This window comes from Psychrobacter piechaudii, assembly GCF_900162825.1.
GTDB classification, from domain to species: domain Bacteria; phylum Pseudomonadota; class Gammaproteobacteria; order Pseudomonadales; family Moraxellaceae; genus Psychrobacter; species Psychrobacter piechaudii.
Genome location: NZ_FUGE01000167.1, coordinates 1 through 10,229, shown reverse-complemented (window position 1 = coordinate 10,229; position 10,229 = coordinate 1). Strand labels below are relative to the sequence as shown.

Sequence of the window (10,229 nt, the reverse complement as noted above, 5' to 3'; positions counted from 1 at the left end):
AAATCAGAGATAAAGCGATAGGACATGGCATGAAAGCGGTTATTCCTAGAAGAAAAAATACCAAACAACCTAACCCAGAGTTTGACAGTTACCTTTATAAATTACGCCATCTAGTTGAAAATATGTTCGCTCGATTAAAGCATTTTCGCAGTATAGCAACACGCTATGAAAAGCTAGCACGCAATTTTAAATCTATGCTTTACCTAGCCTATACTATTATTCACTGTAAGTTAAATTGAGGACACGCCCTAATAAACTAAAGTTTGGCCGGTTTCTTAGAAGCGGTAACCCACACCTAAATAGGTAATATAAGGGTCGATATCGATATTAGATTTGGCCTCGATTAGCTGATTCCCTTCCTTGTTTTTCACAGTAATGGTGGTGTCACTGTCTAGCTTGGCATAGCTAATTGAGCCCACAGCAAACCAGTTTTCGTCGAAGTCATAAGTGGCACCAACGTTAATAATAGGTGCCCAAGCACTGTCAGCTTCAACTTTAACGCGCATATCAGCAACGCCGGCAGCTTCATTCTTATCAATTTCTTCTTTTGAGCCCAATGCAGCTCCAGCTTGATTCTTTTGAATTAATTGTAAGCGGCCTGCTGCAGTTTGTAAATCTTGTTCAATACCTTTATTAAGTTCAATATCATCAAAATAGGCGTACATCACACCGGCACCCACATAAGGACGGAATTTATTCACTCCAGGCTTACCAAATTGGTATTGTACCAAGGCGGCTGGCAACCAAGCCCGAGCAGTGGAAGCCACTCCCCCTCCTTGAGTCATATCAGTTATTTGAATGTCATCTTTAATATTGAAATCACCAAGTATACCGGCAGCGAGACCTGAGGGACTGACTTTGCCTTGGAATGGGGCAATGACTTCACCTTTACCTAAGATATCAACTTTAGGCGGAATACCGGCTTTGAGTTCTACGCCCCAGTGATCATCTACATAATAAGTAAATAGCATCCCTATGGTATCAACAGTATCTGACTCAAGCCCAGTACCTGGAGTGGCAAAGCTTTGTAAGCCATTAATGGTTGTTTCACCAGAAAAATTTAAACCTAATGGTCCTATATTCGCTAAATCAGTGTCATCTCCTTTACCTCCGAGAAAACCTGCAGTATCTAGACCGTTCTTAATTTCTTGGACTCTAGCCTCACCTTGAGCGGGATCTATCACATTTTTTACAGCACCGACGGTAACGCTACCATTGTCAGCTTTTGTATCATCTTTAATAGCGGTGGTGTTTCTAACGGGAGTAGCTTTACCGGTGGGCTCGGCATGTAGCCAGCCAGCAGAGATTGAGTAACGCTTGAAACCATCATTACCTGATTTGAAATAATCAAAGGCGGCAGTGGCAGATTGACTTAATAAAATAGGCGCTGCTACAGCACACGCAATGGATAGGGTCTTTTTCATGATACATCCTTGTATAAAAGAAAATTACAATAGTAGTGATAATCAAACTGATTAATAGGATACTTAACGATAAGTACATTAGACAGGATAGGCTATGTTATAAAGGAAATTGTGAGTAGAAGCTTTATAAGAAATGGCGTAACTCTTATACAGCCAATACGTCTAACGTCCCTGTAGCTATCCTTTATTATTTGAAACAATTTTTTATATCAAGTCTGCTAACTTATTAATAAATGTTTCAATAATAATTTCATTCTAAAAAACTTAAAGCACATAGTCAATCTACAAATCCAAAATAACGGGTAAAGCTACTTATAGAAAAAATGCCTTATATACTTAAGCTTAGCAACAACTACCGGTTGTAAGTTAGCCGTAGGCAGACGATAATTAATCAGATTTTATGTGACAATAGCTTATAAACTCCATCAGTCGATGGCATAAACCACTAAAAATATATAGGTGAATTGCATGAGTGAGAACTTTAATGTAGGTTTAGAAAATATCGAAAAAAAAGATTATGATGAAGCGTTGCAAAAGCTAGAGGCCCTATTTGGCAGTCAGTTGAGTACCAACTTAACCCTTCGTCAGCAGCACGCACACACCATGACTTGGCTAGAAAACCAGCCTGCCGATGCCGTGCTTATGGCTCGTGACAAGCAAGACGTTGCCAAAGCGGTTGCTATTTGTAATGAATATCAAATGCCAGTGATTGCCTTTGGTATTGGCTCCTCATTAGAAGGGCAACTGAATGCACCTTACGGCGGCTTATGTATCGATATGAGTGAGATGAATGAGGTGATTCAGGTCAATAATGAAGACCTAACGGTGACGGTAGAGCCTGGGGTTACCCGTGAGCAACTGAATCATTATTTGCGTGATACTGGATTGTTTTTCCCGATTGATCCAGGTGCTAACGCGACTATCGGAGGTATGGTGGCGACTCGTGCTTCAGGCACCAATGCGGTGCGCTATGGGACCATGAAAGATGTGGTATTGGCATTAGAGGTGGTCACAGCAGAAGGCAAAATTATCAAAACTGGTACCCGTGCCAAAAAATCAGCAGCAGGCTATGATTTAACCCGCTTAATGATCGGCTCAGAGGGCACTTTGGGTATTGTCACCGAAATTACTCTAAAATTATTTGGTATCACGGAATGTGTGGGCAGTGGTATCTGTCATTTCCCAACCGTTGAGGCAGCGTGTGAAGCCACGATGATGACCATTCAGATGTGTCTGCCCATTGCTCGTATTGAACTGCTAGATACCTTGCAGGTCAAAGCGTGTAACCAATATTCCAACCTTAATTTAAAAGAGATGCCCACTTTGTTTGTCGAATTTCATGGCAGCGAAACAGGGGTAGAAGAGCAAGCACAAATCTTTAGTGACATTGTTGAAGAATGTGGCGGATCAGATTTTGCTTGGGACAGTAATGAAGAGGAGCGCAAGAAGTTATGGCACGCCAGACACAATGCTTATCCAGCCAGCTGTGCGCTACGTCCTGAAGCCAAAGCACTCTCTACGGATGCTTGTGTGCCGATTTCAAGACTGGCTGAGTGTGTCAGCGAAACCGCCAAAGACATTGAAGCTTCCGGCATGATAGGGCCTATTGTTGGTCACGTTGGCGATGGTAACTTCCACGTATTATTGTTGGTAGATACCAATAACCCTGAGGAAGTGCAGACCGCAGAAGACTTGGTTGGTCGTCTGGCGAAACGTGCCATTGACATGGACGGTACTTGTACTGGGGAGCATGGTATTGGTCAAGGGAAACAAAAATACATGCAGCATGAGCATGGCGATGCAGTACTAGTAATGCAAGCCATTAAGCATGCCTTAGACCCGAACAATATCTTAAACCCGGGTAAGATTTGGTCTGTCGAGGTAGAGGCCTAAGCATTTAAGGAAAGCGGTGAGAACCGAGGTTGTGATAATGATATTGACATATTTAAGTCGTAGCATGAGCTATGCCCATGTTTGATTGGCATAACTCTTAGCGTACTTATCTTGTGCAATATAGGATGGCCCCGTGTCCTCACTTAGTATCATCATTATTACTTTAAATGAAGCCGAGCGTATAGGGGGTTTGCTGGATGATTTGGTGCAACAAACCCATCAAGACTTTGAGCTCATCGTCGTTGATTCAAACAGTGAAGATGAAACTTGTGCAATCGTACACAGCTATGCGCCTCTTCTGCCTAGTCTACATGTCGAACGCATGCAGCAAAGAGGGGTATGTTTAGGCCGCAATACAGGCGCCAGTTTGGCTCAGCATCAGCGTCTCCTTTTTTTGGATGCTGATGTGCGCTTGCCGCCAAACTTTATACAAAAAGCACTGCAACAGCTTACTACTAAGCAGCTAGAGGTGGCTGGATTTTATTTGTCTCCTAAAGGGCTGCCCAAACGTTATATCCTAGGCTATAAATTGTTTAATATGGGCATAGGCTTAACCCAGTATGTTTTTCCTACGGCGATTGGTGCTTGCCTATTCTCCACCAAATCCCTTCACAACACGATTAATGGCTTTGATATCAGTGTCACCTTATGTGAAGACTGTGATTATGTTAATCGAGCCAGTCGCCACACTAAGTTTCGTATGTTGCCGCTTGGGTTTACCTTTGACCCCAGACGACTGAAGCAAGATGGCATATTAAAAACGGGAGGCAAGTATCTATATGCCAATCTGCACCGGTTATTAATCGGTGAAATTCGCAATCAGAAAATACGCTACGATTTTGGTCACTATAAATCGAAATAAGTTTTAAATTGCTTGCAGCTTTTGCTGATAGATAGCCGCATCAGAGGCTGAAAAACAGCAGAAAATAACCTCTTCGATGACACTGCCTGAGGGTGTGGCCTTAGCTAAGCTCTGTAGCACACTACCAATGGCAATATCAGTAGCGTCACTAATAGGGTAGCCATAGACACCGGTGCTAATTGCCGGGAAGGCAATGCTGATGACATTATGTTGCTGAGCCAGTTTTATACAATTGTGGTAGCAATTGGCCAGTAATTCCGCCTCACCTCTCTCTCCTCCATACCACACTGGACCTACCGTATGAATAACGTACTTTGCCGGAAGATTAAAGCCGGGGCTTATTTTGGCCTCTCCGGTTGGGCAACCTTGCAGGGTACGACAATAGTTAACCAATTCGGGTCCTGCCGCTCGGTGAATGGCGCCGTCGACACCGCCACCACCCAGTAAGGTGGAATTAGCAGCATTAACGATGGCATCTACCGCCAATGTCGTGATGTCGGCTTCGATTACTTTTAAAGTGACATTATGCGGCTTACCTTCGGCATCGGTTATTTGTAGCTGTTTTTGTATTAAGGGGTGCTTTAAACTAGACATGTAAATCTCCTTTATTACTCTGATAGTTATTATAATTTTAATCGATTGTCTTTATCGATTGCCTTTTATGTAGGATATGGTTATGCCTCAGTCTGCCACTACCGCCACCCCTGTGCGTGATTTTTTTAATAAATATTTTATTGACGCCTTCACCGGCATGGCCTTGGGTTTATTTGTCACTTTAATTGCAGGATTAATATTCTCCCAAGTGGGCTTAGCGTTAGACATGCCATTGCTAATGGATTTGGGAAAGCTGGCTTCAATATTAATGGGAGCTGGGATTGGCGTGGGTATTGCTTATTATCTCAAAGCCCCAACCTTAGTGGTTTTTGCCTGTTTGGTGGCGGGCATGATGGGCGCTCACTCTGAAGCGTTAATGGCAGGCAATTTGTTCACAGCGCAAACTGGGGCACCGCCGACGTTTTTAGCAGTACCCGGCAACCCTATTGGCGCCTATTTGGCCACTGTGTTCGCCTATCGTGCCGGTACTTGGATTCAGGGCAAGACCAAGCTGGATATTATTTTAGTACCTTGGGTTGTAGGTTTGGTAGCTCTAGCCGTATGTGCTTGGCTCAATCCACCAGTGGTCAGCTTGGTCAATAGTATCGGCACTGGTATTCAGATTGCCACTCAACTGCAGCCCTTTATGATGGGGGTGGTCATCTCTGTGGTGGTGGGACTGTTATTGACTATGCCCACCTCAAGTGCAGCAATCTGTATTGCTATTGGGCTTAACGGATTGGCAGGGGGTGCTGCAGTGGTTGGCTGTGCGGCGCATATGATTGGATTTGCTGTGGCCAGTTATAAAGATAATGGCATGAGTGGGGTCATTGCTCAAGGCTTGGGCACCAGTATGCTACAAATTCCTAATATCTTTAAAAAACCTATTATTTTATTGCCGGTAGTAATTGCCAGTGCCATTGTAGGCCCCATTGCCACAGTAGGCTTTGGGCTAATGAGTACAGCCAGTGGTGCGGGCATGGGAACAGCTGGTTTTGTAGGAGTATTTGGGGTGTTAGAGGCGTCAGCAGGGGTACTCAGCCCTAGCCAAATTTGGTGGGCCATTGGGCTACTGATGTTTGTATTACCAGCAGTTATTGCGGGTGTGGTGGCTTGGTTAATGCGCCGTGCGGGCTGGATTAAAGACGGCGATATGAAATTACCTTAATGAATACTGCATGTTTAGTGGCTATTAGTTATTGGTTTGTGCTACTGAAACTTGCTACCATGCGCTAACTATTTTTTATTTATGTTTACGACTTAGGTGACTTTTTATGGCAAAGAAGACTGTGGCAAAAAACGCGCTGCAAGAGCAGTTATTAAAAGCAGGACTGGTTGATACTAAAAAAGCGAAAAAGCTAACCAAACAAGCCCAGCACGCCAAACGTACTGGCAATGTTCCCGATGCAGAAATCAAAAAATCTGTGGCTGAGGCTCAGGCTGAGAAGCTTAAAAGAGACCAAGAGCTGAATCAACAAAGACAGCAGGCTCTAGAAGAAAAAACTTTAAGAGCCAACATCGTGCAGATGATTAATCAGCATCAAATCACTGATACCCAAGGTGATATCGAGTACCGCTTCGTAGATGATTCTAAAATTAAGAAAATGAACATCACTCAGAAGCTTTTTGATCAAATTGTTGCCGGTCACGTCAGTATTGCTCGTCTAGAGGAAGGCTATGCGCTATTGCCTCGGCCTTTGGCAGATCGTATCAATGAGAAGCTGGAAGGTTTTATTGTTGAGTCCAATGACAAGGCGGAAGATGAACCCGCTGAAGATGATCCGTATGCAGCTTATGTCATTCCAGATGACTTAATGTGGTAGTGCTAGATGGCAATTAAGGTTGTAATCGTTGATAAATCCTTGTCTTTATTAGGGAAATGGCTTAGCAGTGGCTCACTAATAATAAATATTTAGCACAGTAACAATAATTAAGTAGTGCAATTTAATATTACAATCCAAATACAGTAGATGCTTGTTTTAAAAAGCCAGTTTGATACTATTAACTTAAGTCATTATTTAGCGGGTTGGCTATTGCTTAATCAGTGGTCTATCGGGCCTTGAAGTCCTTGTTGACTACAGTGCTAGTTATACTGCATTACTGAGTGTAGCGTATAGTAATTGAGCTAAATAATAACTCTGGGCGGATTAATAGGTAGATGACTGCCCTGAAGTGTCAAAGGATAAGATTTTTTAATTATAAGTTTTCTATAATAAACAAAAAAGGAGTCAATCATGGCTAAGCCTGATATTAAAGAGTTAAAACAAGAGCTGAAGAAAGACATCAAAAAAGCTAAAAAGAAAGTAGATAAAAAGGTCAAAGAGCTAGACAAGCTAAAAGACCAAAAAAAGAAAGAAAAAGCTAAGAAAGACAAAAAAGAAAAGAAAGCTAAAAAGAAATAAGCGTAGTTAATGGCTTATGAAAAAAAGAGGATGGCGAAAGCTATCCTCTTTTTTTGTTATAGTTTTTTTATTATGAACCTTTTTCCTATAGATAAATTAAGGTTTCAATTTAACGGCCAAAGCGTAGCCATTTATCGGCAACACGTTGGTATTTTAGCATCACAATATCTGTCAGGTAGTTGTTGGTAACATACCAAGGATAGCGATCTCCTTGCTTGGGCAACACATTTTTAGCACGGCTTATATAGCCTGCGGTTAGTGACCCCATAACCGTATCTGCTTGGGTGATGGCTTTATCCCCATCGGTAGCAATAGAGCTGGGCAGCACAGTATTGTGTCCATTTTGCTGCATATGGCGTAACAAGCGCACAATATAGTCACAAGCCAAATCAATTTTTAGGGTCCACGAAGCGTTGGTATAACCAAAAAGTACTGCCAAATTAGGAACTCCTTCTACCATCACCGCTTTATAAGTCATACGTTGGTCCACAGTGATGACCTGTCCATCAACCAGCACTTGTGCGCCGCCCAGCATTTGTAGCTTGAGACCGGTAGCAGTAATAATAATATCTGCCTCTAAATGACGACCTGAAGTGAGCGCAATACCGGTTGGCGTCAGACTTTCTATAGTATCGGTGACAATATCAGCCTTGTCTGTCTTTAACGCCTTAAATAAATCTCCATCAGGCACGGCACAAAGTCTTTCATCCCAAGGATCATAGTGGGGCTTAAAATGCTCGATAGGCACATCACTGCCCTTAAGCTCATTTTTGACCCGTGTCACCAAGCTTTTTTTCATCACGTTGGGCGCTATTTTTGAAAAGCGATACAAGCCTTGCTGAAGAAGAATATTTCTCCAACGCACCAAGCCATAAGCGGTCTGTGTACTTAGGTGAAAGCGGTTTGTCAGCGTCTTTAAACTGTCATCTTCACTAGGGATACTGCCGATATAGGTAGGCGAGCGCTGTAGCATGGTGACATGGGCTGCACTTTGGGTTTTGTGCTCTGGGCTAGGGCTTAGCGGCTGTATTAAAGCGGGCACTAGGGTTACTGCTGTTGCGCCACTACCAATTACCACCACACGTTTGTTATCGTAATCAATGTTATCGTGCCACTGCTGAGGATGAATTAGCTGACCTTTGAATTGTTGCTGACCGCTAAATTTGGGTTGGTAGCCTTGCTCGAAATCATAGTAACCCGTCGCGCCTACCACAAAGCGGCTAGTGACGGTGCGAGTTTTACCCGTGTTTACCTCTTTTAAAGTGGCGGTCCAGTATTTATCTGAGCTGGACCATTCAATCTTGGTAACTTCGGTATTAAATTCAATTAATGGCTCAATGGCAGCCTCTTTTGCGGCTTCTTCAATATAGGCTTTAATGGAAGCGGCGTCTGCCAAAGTCTTTTTTCCCATCCAAGGACGATGCGCAAAGCCAAAAGTGGTCATATCTGAGTCGGAGCGTATGCCCGGGTATTTAAATAAATCCCAAGTGCCCCCCATGGCCGCACGTTTCTCAACCAGCCCAACACGCCCTTTTTTCAGCCACTTTGACAGCAGCTTATCTTGGCTTAGATGAGTGGCCATAGCTATACCAGAGATACCAGCACCAATAATTAATACTTCAAGTTGTGGCTCTTTTTTACGAAAGGGTAGACTGGGTAGCAGTCGGCGCATTGTGGCCGTGGCTCTTCTAGGTAGATTCGGCAAGGCGGGCAGTTGCGGCAATTTATCCCTCAAGGCTATGGTTGGCGTTATAGCTGGCTGATTTGAGCGGCTAGAGGGTTCGGGGGCTAAGCGGGGGGTCGCTGTCTTTTGCTTACAGGGCATACGCATGAGTCATCCTTGAACTAAGATTTATTATCGCTTTACTAGACGGGTTATAATTTTCAATGAAACCAGTTTAATCTATCTATAAACATTATGGGGGGGAACTTAAGCTTTAGCCAGCTTTGTAATAGATAAGTCTAAAGACAGATAAGTCCCCAATAAAATCACGATTGAGCCCACAATGGCAAAAATATCTAACGACTCACCGAGCAGAATATAGCCAAAAATAATGGCAAAAATTGGTATCACTAGGGTGATGCTGGTAGCGCGAACTGGGCCAATACTTTTGATTAACTGGTTCATAAATATTAGCGCAATGGCCGTGGACAAAATGCCAATACAAATCACTGAGCCCCAAGCTTTTATACTGATCGATTTGCCGTAAGGAAAGCTGTAGAGGGCAATAGGCAACATGACGATACTGGCAATAATCAGAGTGCCTGACGTAATCGCAATGGGGGAGATGTGCTCTAAATAATTACGAGTTATATTGGCGCCAGCGGCATAACCAATACAAGCAAAAAGGGCAAACCCCATGGGCCACAGCTGGGTATGTAGATTATTTTGCGCCCCACTACTGAACATAGAAAATAGGGTTTCACTCATCAAAATGATAACCCCTACCACACCGATGGCCAGTCCAAGCAGTTGTTTTTTGGACATTTTGTCATTAAAAAATAAGCTGGCCATCACCCCGCTCATCATCGGTACAGAAGCATTTAATACCGCAAGTACCCCAGCATTGACTGACTTGGCAGCGAAACCAAATAAGACAAACGGAATGGCAGTGGAACATAACCCCACTATCGCCATAAGCTTCCACTGAGCAACGATGCCTTGGCGGTTTTTTGGATTGAGCAACACGAAGATTAACATGGTCAACCCAGCCAGCTCCAAGCGGATAGAAGCAAAGGCCAGTGAGCCAAACTCGGGCACCCCGATACGATAGAAAATAAAGGACAACGACCACATAAAGGCAAGAATGAAGAAGGTTATGAGATCGCGTTTACTCACAGATAAGTCCCATCCATAGATAGCTAGTTTAAACAGCTGTATAAAATAATAGAAAATCCCTCTATTATAAGATGAGTGGGAATATTTGGGGGAGATGATTAACAAAATAGGGATAAATTAAATATTTGTATTATGTCCAAATGTATTCCCATAAAATATGTACACCGCTACACCGCGCTAACTTTAACCTGAGTTCGGGATAAGCAGGTCAAAAA

At 43.2% G+C, this 10,229-nt stretch carries 10 protein-coding genes; 6 read left to right on the top strand and 4 right to left on the bottom strand.

Features of this window, described 5'->3' with window-relative positions; translation table 11 throughout:
* Nucleotides 1-239, top strand: a 239-nt coding sequence (locus tag A1019T_RS09445) for a transposase (protein ID WP_077451434.1), incomplete at its 5' end; no start/stop codon positions are given.
* 36 nt (nt 240-275) lie between these two features.
* Here the strand turns inward: A1019T_RS09445 and A1019T_RS09440 are convergent.
* Nucleotides 276-1,424: an OmpW/AlkL family protein gene (locus A1019T_RS09440; RefSeq protein ID WP_077451431.1), complete on the bottom strand. Its 1,149-nt coding sequence runs from the start codon at nt 1,422-1,424 to the stop codon at nt 276-278.
* 468 nt (nt 1,425-1,892) lie between these two features.
* On the opposite strand from A1019T_RS09440, the gene A1019T_RS09435 reads away from it, so the two are divergent.
* On the top strand, nt 1,893-3,317 hold the full coding sequence (locus A1019T_RS09435) for an FAD-binding oxidoreductase (protein ID WP_244156611.1): 1,425 nt from the start codon (nt 1,893-1,895) through the stop codon (nt 3,315-3,317).
* A 133-nt stretch (nt 3,318-3,450) separates the two neighbouring features.
* The gene (locus tag A1019T_RS09430; protein WP_077451430.1) at nt 3,451-4,179 is read left to right on the top strand and encodes a glycosyltransferase; all 729 of its coding nucleotides are present in this window, start codon (nt 3,451-3,453) and stop codon (nt 4,177-4,179) included.
* Between the two features lie 3 nt (nt 4,180-4,182).
* Here A1019T_RS09430 and A1019T_RS09425 read toward each other — a convergent pair whose 3' ends face one another.
* Nucleotides 4,183-4,773, bottom strand: coding sequence for an O-acetyl-ADP-ribose deacetylase (locus A1019T_RS09425; protein ID WP_077451429.1), 591 nt, complete (start codon nt 4,771-4,773; stop codon nt 4,183-4,185).
* An 82-nt stretch (nt 4,774-4,855) separates the two neighbouring features.
* Here A1019T_RS09425 and A1019T_RS09420 point away from each other — a divergent pair, with 82 nt between their 5' ends.
* The 3 genes from A1019T_RS09420 to A1019T_RS13235 all read left to right on the top strand — a co-directional run bounded on the left by A1019T_RS09420 (nt 4,856) and on the right by A1019T_RS13235 (nt 7,175).
* Nucleotides 4,856-5,941, top strand: a complete 1,086-nt coding sequence (locus A1019T_RS09420) for a PTS sugar transporter subunit IIC (protein WP_244156610.1) — start codon at nt 4,856-4,858, stop codon at nt 5,939-5,941.
* 121 nt (nt 5,942-6,062) lie between these two features.
* Nucleotides 6,063-6,596 carry a DUF2058 domain-containing protein gene (locus tag A1019T_RS09415; RefSeq protein WP_077451432.1) on the top strand — a complete coding sequence of 178 codons (534 nt, stop codon included), beginning with the start codon at nt 6,063-6,065 and terminating at the stop codon, nt 6,594-6,596.
* Nucleotides 6,597-7,007: 411 nt separating this feature from the next.
* A complete protein-coding gene (locus A1019T_RS13235; protein ID WP_167366857.1) occupies nt 7,008-7,175 on the top strand; it encodes a hypothetical protein in 168 nt (55 codons plus the stop codon).
* Nucleotides 7,176-7,284: 109 nt separating this feature from the next.
* Here A1019T_RS13235 and A1019T_RS09410 read toward each other — a convergent pair whose 3' ends face one another.
* Complete coding sequence (locus A1019T_RS09410; RefSeq protein WP_077451427.1) at nt 7,285-9,006, bottom strand: flavin-containing monooxygenase; 1,722 nt, start codon at nt 9,004-9,006, stop codon at nt 7,285-7,287.
* 99 nt (nt 9,007-9,105) lie between these two features.
* Nucleotides 9,106-10,014, bottom strand: a complete 909-nt coding sequence (locus A1019T_RS09405) for a DMT family transporter (protein WP_077451426.1) — start codon at nt 10,012-10,014, stop codon at nt 9,106-9,108.
* Between the last annotated feature and the right edge of the window lie 215 nt (nt 10,015-10,229).